Origin of the sequence: Thioclava sp. GXIMD2076, from assembly GCF_037949795.1 — a bacterium.
GTDB classification, from domain to species: Bacteria; Pseudomonadota; Alphaproteobacteria; order Rhodobacterales; family Rhodobacteraceae; genus Thioclava; species Thioclava kandeliae.
The window spans coordinates 308,533-323,169 of the sequence record NZ_CP149934.1 but is presented as its reverse complement, the minus strand read 5'-3'; the positions used below and the strand labels follow the sequence as shown (position 1 = coordinate 323,169).

The 14,637-nt window shown below is 63.9% G+C and carries 13 protein-coding genes; 10 read left to right on the top strand and 3 right to left on the bottom strand.

Going from position 1 to position 14,637, the window contains the following annotated elements; all coding sequences use genetic code 11:
* Positions 1–53 precede the first annotated feature (53 nt).
* The 4 genes from iolC to WDB91_RS18510 all read left to right on the top strand — a co-directional run bounded on the left by iolC (position 54) and on the right by WDB91_RS18510 (position 5,199).
* Positions 54–1,979, top strand: coding sequence for a 5-dehydro-2-deoxygluconokinase (gene iolC, locus WDB91_RS18525; protein ID WP_339115144.1), 1,926 nt, complete (start codon positions 54–56; stop codon positions 1,977–1,979).
* A 119-nt stretch (positions 1,980–2,098) separates the two neighbouring features.
* Positions 2,099–3,961, top strand: a complete 1,863-nt coding sequence (gene iolD, locus WDB91_RS18520; RefSeq protein ID WP_339115143.1) for a 3D-(3,5/4)-trihydroxycyclohexane-1,2-dione acylhydrolase (decyclizing) — start codon at positions 2,099–2,101, stop codon at positions 3,959–3,961.
* 95 nt (positions 3,962–4,056) lie between these two features.
* Positions 4,057–4,983: a myo-inosose-2 dehydratase gene (gene iolE, locus WDB91_RS18515; RefSeq protein ID WP_339115142.1), complete on the top strand. Its 927-nt coding sequence runs from the start codon at positions 4,057–4,059 to the stop codon at positions 4,981–4,983.
* Between the two features lie 3 nt (positions 4,984–4,986).
* Positions 4,987–5,199, top strand: a complete 213-nt coding sequence (locus WDB91_RS18510) for a hypothetical protein (RefSeq protein WP_339115141.1) — start codon at positions 4,987–4,989, stop codon at positions 5,197–5,199.
* A gap of 34 nt (positions 5,200–5,233) precedes the next feature.
* Here WDB91_RS18510 and WDB91_RS18505 read toward each other — a convergent pair whose 3' ends face one another.
* Positions 5,234–6,277, bottom strand: coding sequence for a LacI family DNA-binding transcriptional regulator (locus tag WDB91_RS18505; RefSeq protein ID WP_339115140.1), 1,044 nt, complete (start codon positions 6,275–6,277; stop codon positions 5,234–5,236).
* A gap of 77 nt (positions 6,278–6,354) precedes the next feature.
* Here WDB91_RS18505 and WDB91_RS18500 point away from each other — a divergent pair, with 77 nt between their 5' ends.
* The 6 genes from WDB91_RS18500 (at position 6,355) to WDB91_RS18475 (ending at position 13,217) form a co-directional block, all read left to right on the top strand.
* Positions 6,355–7,368, top strand: a complete 1,014-nt coding sequence (locus WDB91_RS18500; protein WP_339115139.1) for a Gfo/Idh/MocA family oxidoreductase — start codon at positions 6,355–6,357, stop codon at positions 7,366–7,368.
* A 1-nt stretch (position 7,369) separates the two neighbouring features.
* Positions 7,370–8,269 (top strand): myo-inosose-2 dehydratase, encoded by a 900-nt coding sequence (gene iolE, locus WDB91_RS18495; protein ID WP_339115138.1) that lies wholly within the window; start codon positions 7,370–7,372, stop codon positions 8,267–8,269.
* A gap of 10 nt (positions 8,270–8,279) precedes the next feature.
* Positions 8,280–9,440: a Gfo/Idh/MocA family oxidoreductase gene (locus WDB91_RS18490; RefSeq protein ID WP_339115137.1), complete on the top strand. Its 1,161-nt coding sequence runs from the start codon at positions 8,280–8,282 to the stop codon at positions 9,438–9,440.
* Complete coding sequence (locus tag WDB91_RS18485) at positions 9,440–10,495, top strand: Gfo/Idh/MocA family oxidoreductase (protein WP_339115136.1); 1,056 nt, start codon at positions 9,440–9,442, stop codon at positions 10,493–10,495. Before WDB91_RS18490 ends, WDB91_RS18485 begins: the two co-directional genes overlap by 1 nt.
* Before the next feature lie 194 nt (positions 10,496–10,689).
* Positions 10,690–11,061: a hypothetical protein gene (locus tag WDB91_RS18480; protein ID WP_339115135.1), complete on the top strand. Its 372-nt coding sequence runs from the start codon at positions 10,690–10,692 to the stop codon at positions 11,059–11,061.
* Positions 11,058–13,217, top strand: a complete 2,160-nt coding sequence (locus WDB91_RS18475; protein ID WP_339115134.1) for a PQQ-binding-like beta-propeller repeat protein — start codon at positions 11,058–11,060, stop codon at positions 13,215–13,217. Before WDB91_RS18480 ends, WDB91_RS18475 begins: the two co-directional genes overlap by 4 nt.
* Before the next feature lie 100 nt (positions 13,218–13,317).
* On the opposite strand, the gene WDB91_RS18470 is transcribed toward WDB91_RS18475, so the two are convergent.
* Positions 13,318–13,662: an EthD domain-containing protein gene (locus WDB91_RS18470; protein WP_339115133.1), complete on the bottom strand. Its 345-nt coding sequence runs from the start codon at positions 13,660–13,662 to the stop codon at positions 13,318–13,320.
* 24 nt (positions 13,663–13,686) lie between these two features.
* Complete coding sequence (locus WDB91_RS18465; protein ID WP_339115132.1) at positions 13,687–14,502, bottom strand: antibiotic biosynthesis monooxygenase; 816 nt, start codon at positions 14,500–14,502, stop codon at positions 13,687–13,689.
* Positions 14,503–14,637 lie beyond the last annotated feature (135 nt).

Genomic DNA, 14,637 nt, shown 5'->3' with positions numbered 1-14,637 from the left:
TTCCGGTCGGCCTAGGGGCCTCACCAGCGCCCTGCAAGAATTGGACGGACATTATGAAACCATTGGATGTAATTACGATTGGTCGCGCTGGCGTTGACCTTTACGGCTCGCAGGTTGGGGGTCGTTTGGAGGATATGGGGTCATTTGAGAAATATATTGGCGGGTCTCCGACGAATATCGCCTGCGGGACGGCGCGTCTTGGGTTGAACTCTGGGCTGATCACGCGGGTTGGCGACGAGCATATGGGGCGGTTCATCCGCGAGGAGCTGGTGCGCCACGGTGTGGATGTGGCGGGTGTGACCACGGATCCCGAGCGTCTGACGGCGCTGGTGATTCTGGGGATCCGCGACGAGGAGCAGTTCCCGCTGATCTTCTACCGCGAGAACTGCGCGGATATGGCGCTGTGCGAGGATGACATCTCGGAAGATCTGATCGGGCGCACGCGCTCGGTGGTGGCGACCGGCACGCATCTGTCGAACCCCAAGACGGAAGCGGCGACGCTGAAAGCGCTGGCGCTGGCGCGCAAACATGGTGCGCAGACGGCGCTCGATATCGATTACCGCCCCAATCTCTGGGGGGTTGCGGGCCATGGCGATGGCGAGAGCCGCTTTGTGGAAAGCGCCGAGGTGACGGCCAAGCTGCAAAAGAGCCTGCATTATTTTGACCTGATCGTGGGCACCGAGGAAGAGTTCCACATTGCGGGCGGCACGACGGATACGATCGCGGCGCTCAAGGCGGTGCGGGCGGTGTCGAATGCGACGCTGATCTGCAAACGCGGGGCGGCGGGGGCTGCGGCCTTTGAAGGCGCGATCCCCGAGAGCCTTGACGAGGGCCAGACGGGCCCGGGCTTCCCGATCGAGGTGTTCAATGTGCTGGGCGCGGGCGACGGGTTCTTCTCCGGCCTCCTGAAGGGCTGGCTCGATGGCGAGACCTGGCCGAAGGCGCTCGAATATGCCAATGCCTGCGGGGCCTTTGCGGTCTCGCGCCATGGCTGCACGCCGGCCTATCCCTCGCTCGAGGAGCTGGAGTTCTTCCTGAGCCGCGGCGTGATCCAGCCCGATCTGCGCAATGATGCCGAGCTCGAGCAGATCCACTGGGCGACCAACCGCCATCGCAGCCATGGCGGCGACTTCTCCGAGATGCGGGTGTTCGCCTTCGATCACCGGATGCAGCTCGAGGAGATGGAGGGCTATACGCTGAAAAAAGGCGGGGCCTTCAAGGAGCTGTGCCTCGAGGCCGCACTCAAGGTGCAGGATGGCCGTCCGGGCTATGGGATCCTGTGCGACAACCGCATCGGGCGGCATGCGCTGCATGCGGCCTCCGGCACGGGCCTGTGGATCGGGCGTCCCTGCGAATGGCCTGGTTCCCGTCCGCTGACGCTGGAGCCGGAACTGGGCGATGATTGCGGTGGCCTGAAGGAATGGGCGCGCGAGAATGTGGTGAAGGTTCTGGTGTTCTGCCATCCCGATGACGATGCGCAGACCTGGGCCTGGCAGCTCGACAGCGTCAAGAAACTCTACGCGGCTTCGCGCCGCAACAATCTCGAGTTCCTCCTCGAGATCATCCCCTCCAAGGTGGCTGCGGTGACCGATGACACCACGGCTATCCTGATCCGGCGGTTCTATGCGGAAGGGATCTATCCCGACTGGTGGAAGCTGGAGCCGATGGCATCGCAGACCGGATGGGCCAAGGCCTGCGATGCCATCGAGGAGCATGACCGCCACACCCGCGGGATCGTGGTTCTGGGGCTGGATGCGCCGGAGGCGGAACTGGCGGCAAGCTTCGAGGTGGCCGCAGGCTTCCCGCTGGTGAAAGGCTTTGCCGTGGGCCGGACGATCTTCGGGTCGGTGGCGCGCGACTGGCTGGCGGGGCGGATGGATGACGAGGAGGCGGTTGCCGAGATGGCCACGCGCTACACCCGTCTGGCCGGGATCTGGGACAAGGCCCGCGCGGCAGCGACCTCTGTGGCTGCCGAATAATCGAAAGGACCGGCGCGCCCCATCGCGGGCGCAGCCCGCGATGCGCGCCCGCAGGTGGCTCGATGCCGCCAAGGGCGCGGCCCCCCACAGGGCGGGGCGTATAACAAAGGAAGAAGAGTATGGGCACGATCCGCATGACGGCCGCACAGGCCATGGTAAAATGGCTGAGCGTTCAGCTGACGCCCGAGGGCGAACGGTATATCGAGGGGATCTGGGCGATCTTCGGCCATGGCAATGTGGCGGGTCTGGGTCAGGCGCTCGAGGAGATCGGCGAGGCCTTCCCGACCTGGCGCGGCCAGAACGAGCAGACCATGGCGCATGCGGGTCTGGCCTATACCAAGGGCATGGGCCGCACCCGCGCGCATGCGGTGACCTCCTCGATCGGGCCGGGCTCGACGAACCTCGTCACCGCGGCGGCGCTGGCGCATGTGAACCGTCTGCCGATCCTTCTGATCCCGGGCGATGTCTTCGCCAATCGCCGCCCCGATCCGGTGCTCCAGCAGGTCGAGGGCTTCGAGGATGGCACGATCTCGGCCAATGACTGCCTGCGCCCTGTCTCGCGCTATTATGACCGGATCACGCGGCCCGAGCATCTCCTGACGGCGCTGCCCCGCGCATTGGCCACGATGACCGATCCTGCCTCGGCAGGCCCTGTCACGCTGGCCTTCTGTCAGGATGTGCAATCGGAAGCCTTCGATTACCCCGAAGCGTTCTTCACGCCCCGCACCTGGCATATCCGCCGCCCCGCGCCCGATGCGCGCGAGCTGGAGCAGGCCATCGCGATGATCCGTGCGGCCAAGGCCCCGGTGATCGTGGCCGGTGGCGGGGTGATCTACTCGCAGGCCGAGGCCACGCTGGCCGAATTCGCCAGCCGCCACAACATCCCCGTGGTCGAGACGCAGGCGGGCAAATCGGCGCTCTCGCAATTCCACCCGATGAACTTCGGGGCGAGCGGCGTCGACGGCTCGGCGGCGGCCAATGCCGCAAGCCAGCGCGCCGATCTGGTGATCGGTGTGGGCACGCGCCTGCAGGACTTCACCACCGGCTCGCGCACGCTCTTTGCGAACCCGCAAGCGAAACTCCTCTCGATCAACGTGGCCGCTTATGATGCCATGAAGCACGGCGCCGAGCCCCTGATGGCCGATGCGAAAGTGGCGCTCGAAGCGCTGACCGAAGGCCTCGGCGCCTACCGCGCCGAGGATGCCGATCAGGGCGCGCGCGAGGATTGGCTGAAGGCCGTGACCCATCACTGCCGCGACCGCTCGGAGGAGCGGGGCGCGGGCGAGCTGCCGCTCGATGCGGAGGTGATCGGCGCGGTGCAGCGCGCGGCCCCCGAGGCCGTTGTGATGTGTGCCGCTGGCACCATGCCGGGCGCGCTGAAGCTCCTCTGGCAGCCCACTCAAGGCGGCTATCACATGGAATACGGCTATAGCTGCATGGGCTACGAGGTCGCGGGCGGGATGGGGCTGAAGCTCGCGAACCCCGACCGCGAGGTGATCTGCTTTGTGGGCGATGGCTCCTATATGCTGGCCAATTCCGAGCTGGCCACTGCCGTCATGCGCCGCATCCCCTTCACCGTGGTGCTGACCGATAATGCGGGCTATGGCTGCATCAACCGGCTGCAGACGCTGGGCTGTGGCGGCAACCCGTTCAACAACATGTATGTGAACTGCAATATCGAGGCGCAGCCGCAGATCGATTATGTGATGCATGCGGCCTCGATGGGCGCCCATGCGGTGAAGGCGAAAGATATCAAGGATCTGGAAGCGCAGCTGGCGGCCGCCCGCACGCGCGATATCCCCACCGTCATCGTGATCGACACCACCGCGAAAGACTTCCCCGGCACCGGCATCGAGACCACAGCCGGTGAGGCCGGCCACTTCTGGGACGTCGCCGTCCCCGCCACAGGCCACGCCCCGAACCGCCCCGCAGCCTACCAGCGCTACCTCGAAAATACCGCCAAACAACGGCTCGTGAACTAACCACCGGCGCGGCAGGCGGACCCGATGGGGACGCCTGCGCCGCGCGAGGGGGTTCGATGCCCCCGAGCGCGGCCCCTACCCATAAGGAGATCCCCATGATCAAATTCGGCACCAACCCCATCGCCTGGGCCAATGACGACGACCAGTCCATCGGCGCGGATATCCCCACCGCGCGCATCCTCGAGGAGGCGGGCCGCCTCATCGGCTTCGACGGTATCGAGAACGGCCACCGCTGGCCACAGGACGACGCGGAGGCCCTGCGCGCCCTGCTGGCCGGATATGGCCTCGCCTTCATCTCCGGCTGGTATTCGACCGAACTCCTGACCCGCTCGGTCGAGGCGGAGATCGAGGCCGTCCAGCCCCATCTGGCCAAGCTCAAACATAATGGCTGCAAGGTCTGCATCGTCTGCGAATGCTCCAACACCGTCCATGGGCGCCCCGATGTGCCGGTCAATGACCGCCCCAAACTCAGCGCCGCCGAGATGAGCGCTTTCGGCGCCAAGATGGAAGCCTTCGCCGCCTATCTCGCAACCCAGGGCATCCGGCTTGCCTATCACCACCATATGGGGACCGTGGTCGAGAGCCCCGCCGAGATCGACGCCTTCATGGCCGCGACGGGCCCCGCCACGCATCTTCTCTTCGATGCGGGCCATTGCACCTTCGGCGGCGGCAATCCCGAGGAAGTGCTTGCCCGCCACATCACGCGCGTGGCCCATTTCCACGCCAAGAATATCCGCCCCGAGATCACCGCGAAGGTCCGTGCCGAGAACCTGTCCTTCCTGCAGGGCGTGCTGGCCGGCGCCTTCACCGTGCCCGGCGATCAGGAGGGTGCCGTCGACTTCACGCCGCTTCTCACGATCCTCGCGCAGAACGGCTATGACGGATGGATCGTCATCGAGGCAGAGCAGGACCCCCATATCCGAAACCCGCTCCTCTACCAGACCCTCGGCCTCCACACCCTCAAACGCATCGCAAACGAGGTCGGCCTGACAAACACTCAAAAACAACCGGTCGAGGCCTGAGGGGTGCTCGATCTCGAACGTCTCTTTGCCTTTGATCATCCGATCTATCTGCCGCTCTGGATGCGCCTTGTTCTGGTGGCGCTCTGCCTCGGCTGGGCAGTGTTCGAGGCGCTGACCGGAAGCGCGGGCTGGGCCATCCTTTTTGGGGCCTGTGGTGCCTATCTGGGGTGGCGGCTGTTGCTGCGCCACAGTTCAGGGAAAGACCGGCAGACCTGACAGAGGGGGGGAGCCGCAGCCGGTTCCCCCGCCGCTACAGATGTTCACGCAGATAGATGCGCAGCGGCGTTTCCATCTCGAGGCCTCCCGGCTCGCTGCGCCCGAAAATAATCGCGATCTGGCGTAGCGCGGTTTCGACCTCGACCGCCGGCTCCTGATCGATCAATGCATCGATTATCCCCTCCGCCAGCAGTCTGCGCCGCTCGGGGGTCAATTCATGCGCGATTACCACGGGCCGGGCCGCGCCTCGAGAGTGGAGGGCGAGCGCCTGTGCAATTTCCTTCACGGCGGCCGAGGCACAGTAGATTGCCGCGATATCGGGCTCGGCACGCAGGGCCGTATGCAGGAAATGCGCGGCCCGCTCGACCCCGTCTCCCATCTCGACAATATCGAGGAGCCGGGCGCGCGGATAATGCTCTGCCAGCGCGTCGCGGATGCCCTCACAGCGCTCGGTCTGACCGATCATTGACAGATGCCCCGCCATCACCAGCACCTTTCCCCCGTGCCGCCCCAGAAACCGTCCCGTCAACTCGCCCGCGATACGCCCCGCGCGGTAGTTATCGGGGCCGATATAGATTGCATGTGGCGCACCGACATCGCTGGCCAGCGTGATCACGGGCTGGCCCGAGGCGGCACGGGCTTCCAGAAAGGCAGCAATGGAGGGGGTGTCGGGCAGGCAGGTGATCAGCGCCTCATGGCTGGCCGAGGCCTTACGAAGCGCCTTGAGCGTGCTGGTCGCATCGCGCGGATCGGCATGGTGGATACGGCTTTGCAGGTTGAACGGATTGGGCCCATGGTTCTGGGCGCGGAAAGCCGCGGCCAGACTGGCATGGAACGGGTTTGTGCCCGGTTGCAGGAACACGGCGACCCGCAGGGTGCGCGCGGCCCGCAGATCAAGTGCGCGATCCAGTTTCAGCCGCCTTGCGGCCTCCAATACGCGCCGCTCCTTATCCTCGCCCACGCCCCCACGATTGTTGAGCACACGGTCCACGGTTGCTGCCGAGACGCCGGCGTCTCGGGCAACATCGGCGGCAGTGGCCTTGCGGGTCATGAGCAACTCGATCTGATGAAATCTCATCAAAATCTGGTCTATGTGGCAGCTTCGTGCAAGCCTAATCTTTGCCCAAGGCCGGGAGGGCCTGAGGGAGAAAGACCATGACCAGACTTGCCTGTTTCGGGGCAGGGCGCATCGGACAGATCCATGCGCTGAACGCTGCGCGCTTGCCGGATGTCTCGCTTGTAGCGATTGCCGATCCGATCGACAGCCCCGCGCGTGCACAGCTTTGTGCGGCGACAGGGGCACAATTGCGCGCCACACAGGACATCTTCGATGATCCTGACATTGATGGCGTGATCATCGCCAGTTCCACCGACAGCCACGTCGACCTGCTGCGGCTTGCGGCCCAGACCGGCAAGGCGGTCTTCTGCGAGAAGCCGATCAGTCTGGATTTCGCGCTGTCCGAGCAGGTGACACAGGCGGTCGAGGCGTCGGGGATCAGGTGCATGATGGGGTTCCAGCGCCGCTATGATGCCAGCTTCCGGGCCCTGCGCGAGCGGATCGCGTCGGGCGAGGCGGGGCGGCTCGAACAGCTGAGCATGTGGTCGCGAGATCCCGCGCCGCCGCCGCGCGCCTATGTGGAACGCTCGGGCGGCATGTTCCGCGACAGCTCGATCCATGATGCCGATATGGTGCGCTATATGATGGACGAGGAGATCGCCACCGTCTATGCGGTAGGCGCCTGCCTGATCTCCGAGGAGATCGGGGCGGCGGGCGATGTAGATAGCCTGATGATCACGATGACCACCGTTTCGGGGCGACAGGCCCAGATCACCGGGTGCCGCCGTGGTCCGATGGGCTTCGACCAGAGGCTCGAGGCGCTCTGCTCACATGAGGTGCTTTCGATCGCCAACCAGCCGCAGCACCATATGGTCGTGTCGACCCGTTCGGGCGCTTTGAGCGCGCCGCCAGAAGCCTATTTCCTCGAGCGTTTCGCGCAGGCCTATCGCGACGAGATGGTGGATTTCGTGGCGATGATCCGCGACGGCCATGTGCCGCTGGCCGGTATCCGCGACGGGTTCGAGGCGCAGCGTCTGGTCGAGGCTGCAATCCGTTCGATGTGCGAAGGTCGTGCGGTCGATCTGCGCCAACCCCAGCTGGAGGAGGTGTGAGATGGGGCTTCCACAAGGTGTCAAATTGGGTGTGAGCCCCCTGAGCTGGGCCAATGACGTGCTCGAAGATCTGGGCGCGGATATCCCGCTCTCGACCTGCCTGAACGATGCCGCGGAGACGGGGTATCAGGGCATCGAGCTTGGCCGCAAATTTCCGCGTGATGCGGCAGTTCTCGGCCCGCTTCTGGCAGATTACGGGCTCGATCTGGCCTCGGGCTGGTATTCGGGCGAGCTGGCCCTGCGGGGCGTGGACGAGGAACTGGCGGCAGTCGGGCCACATGCGCGGCTTTTGCAGGCGATGGGGGCCCGGGTGATGGTCTATGGCGAGGTCGCGATGATGGCCGAACCTGACGCGCTCGATCAGCCGATGTCGCGGCGCGTGCTGATGTCGACATCCGATCGGCGTGCCTATGCCGAGCGCCTGACGCGGTTCGCGGACGCCTTGCAGACGCGTTACGGGCTGCGGCTGGCCTATCACCACCACCTGATGATGGTGGCCGAGACCTATGAGGAAGTGGCCGAGATTTTTGCCCAGTCCGGCCCAGAACTGGGGCTATTGCTGGATACCGGCCATGCGGCCGGGGCGGGCTATGCGTATGATCGCCTGATCGCCGACTTCGGTCAGAGGATATGCCATATCCATCTCAAGGACATGCGCCCCGAAGCAATGGCCCGTGTGCGGCAGGACGACATGAGTTTCAACGCCGGCGTGCGCACGGGCATGTTTACCGTGCCGGGGGATGGCTGCATCGATTTCGGGCCGCTTGCACGCTTTGTCCGCGAGAGCGGCTATCAGGGGTGGCTGGTGGTCGAGGCAGAGCAGGATCCCGCCAAGGTGCCGCCGCGACCCGCGGTCACGGCCGCCCGTGAATATATTCTTTCCCAGTTCGTTCCGGCATGAGGAGGCCGCAATGACCAAGACACTCAAAATCGGGTTGATCGGTTCGGGGTTCATGGGCCAGGCCCATGCCGATGCCTTCCGCCGTGCGGCGATGCTCTATCCCGATCTGCCCGCCCAGCCCGAACTCTATATGCTCGCCGATGCCACAGAGACACTTGCGGCCAAGGCCGCGGCACGGTTCGGATTTGCCCGCTCGACGGGTGACTGGCGTCAGCTGGTGTCCGACCCCGAGGTGGATGTTGTCGATATTACCTCGCCCAATGCGCTCCATCACGAGATGGCATTGGCCGCTATTGCCGCAGGAAAACATGTCTATTGCGAGAAGCCCCTCTCGGTGACGGTGGCAGAGGCCGAGGAGATGGAGGACGCCGCGCGCCGCGCGGGGGTAAAGACAATGGTGGCCTTCAACAATATCAAGACGCCGGCCGCGATGCTGGCCAAGCAGTTGATCGAGGCGGGAGAGATAGGCCAGCCGATGCGCTTTCGCGGCTGGTTCGATCAGGGCTTCTTCAACGACCCCGATCTGCCCTTTTCGTGGCGCTGCACACGGCGCGAGGCGGGCACCGGTGCGCTTGGCGATCTGGGCAGTCATGTGATTTCGGTGGCGCAATATCTGATGGGGCCTGTGGCCGAGACCATCGCACAGGCACAGACCTATTTCCCGACACGCCCCGAGCCGCAGGGCGCAGGCGGCTATTCGGCCCGTGCGGGCGCGGATGCCCCGCGCCGCGAGGTGGAGAACGAGGACCAGATCCAGACCATGATCCGCTTCGCCTCTGGCGCGGGCGGCACGATCGAGGCCAGCCGTGTGAGCGCGGGCAAGGTCTTTGGGGTCTATTGGGAAATCTCGGGCACCAAAGGCACGATCCTGATGGATGGTGAACGGTTCAACGAGCTCAAGGTCGCACGCTTCGATGACCCCAAACCTGATCGCGGCTTCAAGACGCTTCTGGCAGGCTCGCAGGTGCCGCAATTCTCGGCTTTCTTCCCCTTCGATTTTGCAGGCGGGGGGCTGGGCTATTTCGATGTGAAGGTGATCGAGGTCCGCGATCTGATCGATGGGATCTGCGGGCAGGCCTGCTATCCCGATTTTGCCTTCGGACTGGAAAACCAGCGGATCGTCGATGCGATGGACCGGTCCCTGACAAGCCGTAAATGGGAGACACTCTGATGACCGATTTTCCGCAGACCCTGCCCGCGTCCCGTATCCCCGATCCGATGGCGGCGCCCGCGCTCCGATGGGGGGTGCTCGGCACCGGCTGGATTGCCGAGCAGTTCATTGCCTCGACCCGTGCCCATACGCGCCAGATCTTTGCTGCCGTGGGCTCGCGCAGCCTCGATAAGGCGCAGGATTTCGCGGATAGATGGGAGATCGAGACGGCGCATGGGTCCTATGCCTCGCTGGTCAATGATCCGAGCCTTGATGTGATCTATGTGGCCAGCCCGCATAACCTGCATTTCGAGCATGTGATGCTGGCGCTCGGGGCCGGCAAACATGTGCTGGTGGAAAAGCCGATGGCGATGTCGCAGAGCCAGGGCCGTCAGATGGCGGCGCTGGCACGGGACAAGGGGTTGTTTCTGGCCGAGGCACTCTGGACCTATTTCCTGCCGAAATTCGATGTGATCGACCAGCTTCTGGCGGCGGGAACCTTGGGCGAGATCAAGTCGGTCCAGACCGATTATGGCGAGTATTTCAGCCGCGATCACCGTATCTTCGATCCCGCGCTCGCAGGCGGCCCGCTGATGGATCTGGGCACCTATCCGCTGTCGCTGATCACGCGTCTGATGGGGGCGCCCGCGACGCTGGTGGGGCAGAAACAGATGGACGAAAGCGGGGTCCATGGGCAGCTCTCGCTGATGATGGCCGATCACGCGGGCAATCAGGCGACGCTTTCCACCACGCTTTACGGCTTCACGCCCACGAATGCGGTGATCGTGGGAACCAAAGCCACGCTGCGCTTCGGGTCCGAATTCAACCTGCCGGGGCCGTTCACGCTGGCCTCTGCCGATGGCGCGTCTGTGTTGACATGGGACGAGCCGCGGGGGCGCCATTTCGAGGGGCTGTTCTATGAGGCCGCCGAGGTTGCGCGCTGTATTGCGGCGGGGCAGAGCGAAACCCCCAAACGGCCGCTCGATACGTCGCTCGTGATGCTGGGAACGCTTGATCGGGTGATCGCGATATTGGGGCTCGAGTATCTTGCAACGGCAGAAGAAGTGATGTCCTGACGCAGAAGGCATTGCGGGGAAGGGGGGCTGGCTTGCAGCCCCTTTTCGCATCTGCCGAAGGCCGCTTTTCTGACGCAGGGCGAGAAGCTTACTTCAGGTTCCATCATTTTTTATGGATCCAATCGTGATCGGCTGCGTTCCGCCATCTGTATGTCAAATTGACATGTCGGGCTATTTTGGCGGAGGAGGACGTGATGGGTAGCGCATATTCATCGGAGCGCCCGCGCACGATCGGGATCGTGGCAGGCGGGCTGGGCGGTGCCGTTGTGGCGGTTTGGAATTTCATGACGCCGCTTACAGGGGTGACCGGTACCTTCGGGGCGGGGCTGGTGATCGCCAGCTCGATCCTGATCGTGATTGCGGGGCTCTGGATCCAGATCACGCGCCCGGGCGGGCTTCGCCTGGTGCTGCGTATCCTCGTGGCGCTCGGCGCGCTAGGGACAGCGGCTGCAGGGTATTTCCTGCATGAATGGTGGTTGATCGTGGCGATGGTCGTCGTCGCGCTCGGCTTGATTTATGATCTGCGCGCGGGCCGCTCGCTGCGCAAAAGCGAGGTGATGGCATGATGCGCGCGACACAGACCGCAACGCTGGCCCTGCTGGCGCTCACTCTGCCATGGGCGGCCGTAGCACAGGAGACGCAAACGCCCGCAGCGCCCTCCGATTCGCCGCCCGCGCAGGAGGCCGCATCTCAGGACGGCACGGACCCGAACGCTATGTCCGGCATGACCCAAGGCGCGGACCAGAGCAGCGATCCGGGGGCCGATGAGGACAGCCCCGCAGCCCCGGTGCAGACTGCACAGGACCGCTATCCGGGCGTGGCCGATCCGCTCTTCTCCGCCGAAACCCGCACGCGCAACGGCACGCCCCTTGTGCCCGAAACCGCCGGTTGGGACAGCTTCCACGGGCAGTTGAACGCCCAGAAATACTCTCCCCTGACCCAGATCACGCCCGAAAATGTGGGCAAGCTGGAAAAGGTCTGGGATCTGCATACGGGCGATGTCTCGGACGGCTCGGGAGACCAGCCCGCCACTGTCTGGTCGGCTACGCCGATCTTTGCCAATGACACGCTCTATATCGGCACGCCCTTCTACCGTATCCTCGCCCTCGATCCGGCGACGGGCGAGCAGAAATGGGCCTTTGACACCAAATCCAGGCTCGAGGCGCTTACCCAGCCCGCACTGAAGAACCGCGGCGTGGCCTATTGGCAGGCGGCAAACCCTGTCGAAGGCAAGATCTGCCAGAAGATCGTCTATATCGGGACGATGGATGCGCAGCTTTTCGCGGTCGATGCCGATAGCGGCAAATCCTGCCCCGATTTCGGCAAGGATGGCGTGCTGGATGTGAACCAGTGGAATACGGTCAATGACCGTTTCCCCTTCTCGGTGCTGCAGCCGCCAACGGTTGCGGGCGATCATGTGATCCTCGGCTGGGCGGGCAAGGACTGGGAATATGCCGAAGCCCCTCCGGGCGCGGTCTTCTCTGTGAATGCGCAGACCGGCAAGCTGGAATGGGCCTTCGAAACCCTACCCGAAGATATCCGCCGCCAGACCGGCACCGCCAATGTCTGGACCGCGATGTCGGTCGATCTGGGGCTGAACATGGTCTATCTGCCGGTGGCTTCGCCCTCGCCCAATTACTGGGGCGGTAACCGCACGCAGGAGATCCCCTATGCGACCTCCACCACTGCGCTCGATCTTGATACCGGTGAGGTGGTCTGGTCGCGGCAATGGGTGCATCACGATATCTGGGATTATGACATAAACTCGGCCCCCACGCTGATGGATATCACGGTGGACGGCAAGGAGATCCCCGCGCTGATGCAGGCCACCAAGATGGGCTTCCTCTTTACCGTCAACCGCGCCACTGGTGAGGATGTCTGGCCTATCGAGGAACGTCCCGTGCCGCAGGGTGATGGCTCGGTCGAGGGCGAATATTATGCGCCCACGCAGCCTTTCCCCACCAAGCCCGCGCCGCTTCTCGATCAGTCGAAAAAGCCCGAGGTCTGGGGGATCGCGGATCTTGTGTCGGGGGGCCAATGCTCGAAGCTCTTCGACAATCTCGATTATCGCGGGATGTATACGCCGCCCACCACCAAGGGCGAGGGGGTGCTGACCTATCCCGATAGCGCCGGTGGCGTGCAATGGGGCGGCGTGGCCTTCGACCCCGAAAGCCAGATCGCGGTCGTGAATACCTCGCATATCGTGCAGTATATCAAGCTCTATGACCGCGAGACCTATGATAAGGTCGCTGGTGGCTCGGGCAACGAGAACGGCTATTATCCGCAGCAGGGCGCGCCCTATGGGATGAGCCTGATGACGGCGATGAACTGGCTCGGGATGCCCTGCTGGAAGCCGCCCTTTGGCGAGCTGGTGGCAATCGATATGCATACGGGCGATGTGAAATGGCGCAAGCCTCTGGGCAGCTCGCAGAAATACGGCTTTTTCATGCCCGAGAGCATGGGCTCGCCCACCATCGGCGGTCCTGCGGTGACCAAATCGGGGCTCGTATTTATCGGAGCCACGATGGATGCCAAGGCACGCGCCTTCGATCTGAACACGGGAGAGGAACTCTGGTCCTCGCAATTGCAGGCACCCGTGGTGGCCAACCCCGCGATCTACGAATATCAGGGGCGGCAATATGTGGCCTTCATATCTGGCGGCAATTCGATCCTGAAACCCGCCGTGGGTGACCAGATCGCGGTCTATGCGCTGCCGCAGTAGCCCTGTATTGCACAACTGAACACCGAAAGGGCCGCCCTCCGTGCCGGAGGGCGGCCCTTTCCCTATATTTCGGGGGCGCGTCACCCCCGCGGTTCCGCCGTCAGGCGATGATCTCGACCTGCTCGCCCACCTGTATCAGGGTATTGGCATGGTCGAGAAAGGTCGTCTCGTCAGGAAAAACGCGGCTCTTGTAGGTGTCGGAGCCGAGCACTGCCTGCATCCCCTCGGGGCTGTCGAACCAGATCTCTGCGGTGCCGTCGAAATCGGCCGTCTCCACCGTGCCTTCGGGAGCGCTGATCGGATGGGTCTGGATATAGCGCAGCACATGGCGCTCGGCTTCGGGGATGGACCGGAAGAGCGGCCCGTGTGTGTGGATATGGTGTTCGACGAACTCGCTACGGGTCAGGGAAGGGAGACGTTTGAGAAACATCGTCATCTTGATCATGGGGCTTTCCTTTCGGTTGCAGGGTTATGGATGGGGCGTCCAGCGCGGCAGCGGCGGGGTGGCGCTATTGCCTGAAGGATAGGTCAGCAGTTCCACCAGCATCCCCCAGGGCGTGGTGCCATAGATGCCCGCATTGCCCGCGCCATCCTCGACACCCGAGAGTGGATGCGGTCCCGCCATCAGCGAACCGCCCGCCTGCGCGAAGCGCTCTGCGGCCGTGTCGATATCCTCGACATAGAGCCCGATATGGGTGATCCCGCGATCCTGCAGCCGCGCGGGTGCACGGCTTTCGCCATCGGCGATACAGAACATCTCGAGGCAGGGGCCATTTCCGATCCGCATGAGGCGCATATGGGTGACCTTGGTGCCTTCGGTCAGGCCCAGCTGTGCCTCTGGGTCCTTGCCTGCCATCGGGGGGGCATCGGCGGGCTGCACATCATAAAGCGTGACCGCGCCGAAAGCTTGGGTAAAGAAGCGCGTGGCCTCGGCCATATCCGGCACAGTTAGCCCGATATGATCGGTGCCGCGGATATCGGGATGGGCGGCCTCCTCCTTGGCAAAGCCTGTAAGCTCGGTCACCTCCGAGCCGCCATTCTCGACGATCTCTTCAAGAGCCGCGTTGAACTGCTGTGTGTGGGGCTGGGCAAGGTGATGCTCGAAGGCCTGATCGTCACGGTATTCCTCGATCATCACCACGGCGCCATCGCGCTCATGGCTGGCCTCGAAGCGCAGGTTGCCGGCTTCGGCGCGGACATTGCGGGCCAGCTCTGCCACGAGGGCCCTCAGGCGGTCCTCCTGCCCTGCAAGTGGCACGGCGCGGGCGGTCATCAATCTGGTCATCAGGGAGCTCCTTCCGTCGGGGTTGTATGTGTATTTCTACATTCACCCAACCCCGAAATAGAGACGGAGTTCCATATAAAATATATTAAAAACAATAACTTAAAAATGTTTACGTCACGCCGAAAGGCCCGCCGG

What these genes read in the sequence shown, in the direction of transcription:
- WDB91_RS18505 (WP_339115140.1), bottom strand. Translation starts at nt 6,277, where the DNA reads ATGAGATTTCATCAGATCGAGTTGCTCATGACCCGCAAGGCCACTGCC.
- WDB91_RS18465 (WP_339115132.1), bottom strand. Translation starts at nt 14,502, where the DNA reads ATGACCAGATTGATGACCGCCCGCGCCGTGCCACTTGCAGGGCAGGAG.
- WDB91_RS18490 (WP_339115137.1), top strand. Translation starts at nt 8,280, where the DNA reads ATGACCAAGACACTCAAAATCGGGTTGATCGGTTCGGGGTTCATGGGC.
- WDB91_RS18470 (WP_339115133.1), bottom strand. Translation starts at nt 13,662, where the DNA reads ATGATCAAGATGACGATGTTTCTCAAACGTCTCCCTTCCCTGACCCGT.
- iolE (WP_339115138.1), top strand. Translation starts at nt 7,370, where the DNA reads ATGGGGCTTCCACAAGGTGTCAAATTGGGTGTGAGCCCCCTGAGCTGG.
- WDB91_RS18500 (WP_339115139.1), top strand. Translation starts at nt 6,355, where the DNA reads ATGACCAGACTTGCCTGTTTCGGGGCAGGGCGCATCGGACAGATCCAT.
- iolE (WP_339115142.1), top strand. Translation starts at nt 4,057, where the DNA reads ATGATCAAATTCGGCACCAACCCCATCGCCTGGGCCAATGACGACGAC.
- iolD (WP_339115143.1), top strand. Translation starts at nt 2,099, where the DNA reads ATGGGCACGATCCGCATGACGGCCGCACAGGCCATGGTAAAATGGCTG.
- iolC (WP_339115144.1), top strand. Translation starts at nt 54, where the DNA reads ATGAAACCATTGGATGTAATTACGATTGGTCGCGCTGGCGTTGACCTT.
- WDB91_RS18480 (WP_339115135.1), top strand. Translation starts at nt 10,690, where the DNA reads ATGGGTAGCGCATATTCATCGGAGCGCCCGCGCACGATCGGGATCGTG.
- WDB91_RS18485 (WP_339115136.1), top strand. Translation starts at nt 9,440, where the DNA reads ATGACCGATTTTCCGCAGACCCTGCCCGCGTCCCGTATCCCCGATCCG.
- WDB91_RS18475 (WP_339115134.1), top strand. Translation starts at nt 11,058, where the DNA reads ATGATGCGCGCGACACAGACCGCAACGCTGGCCCTGCTGGCGCTCACT.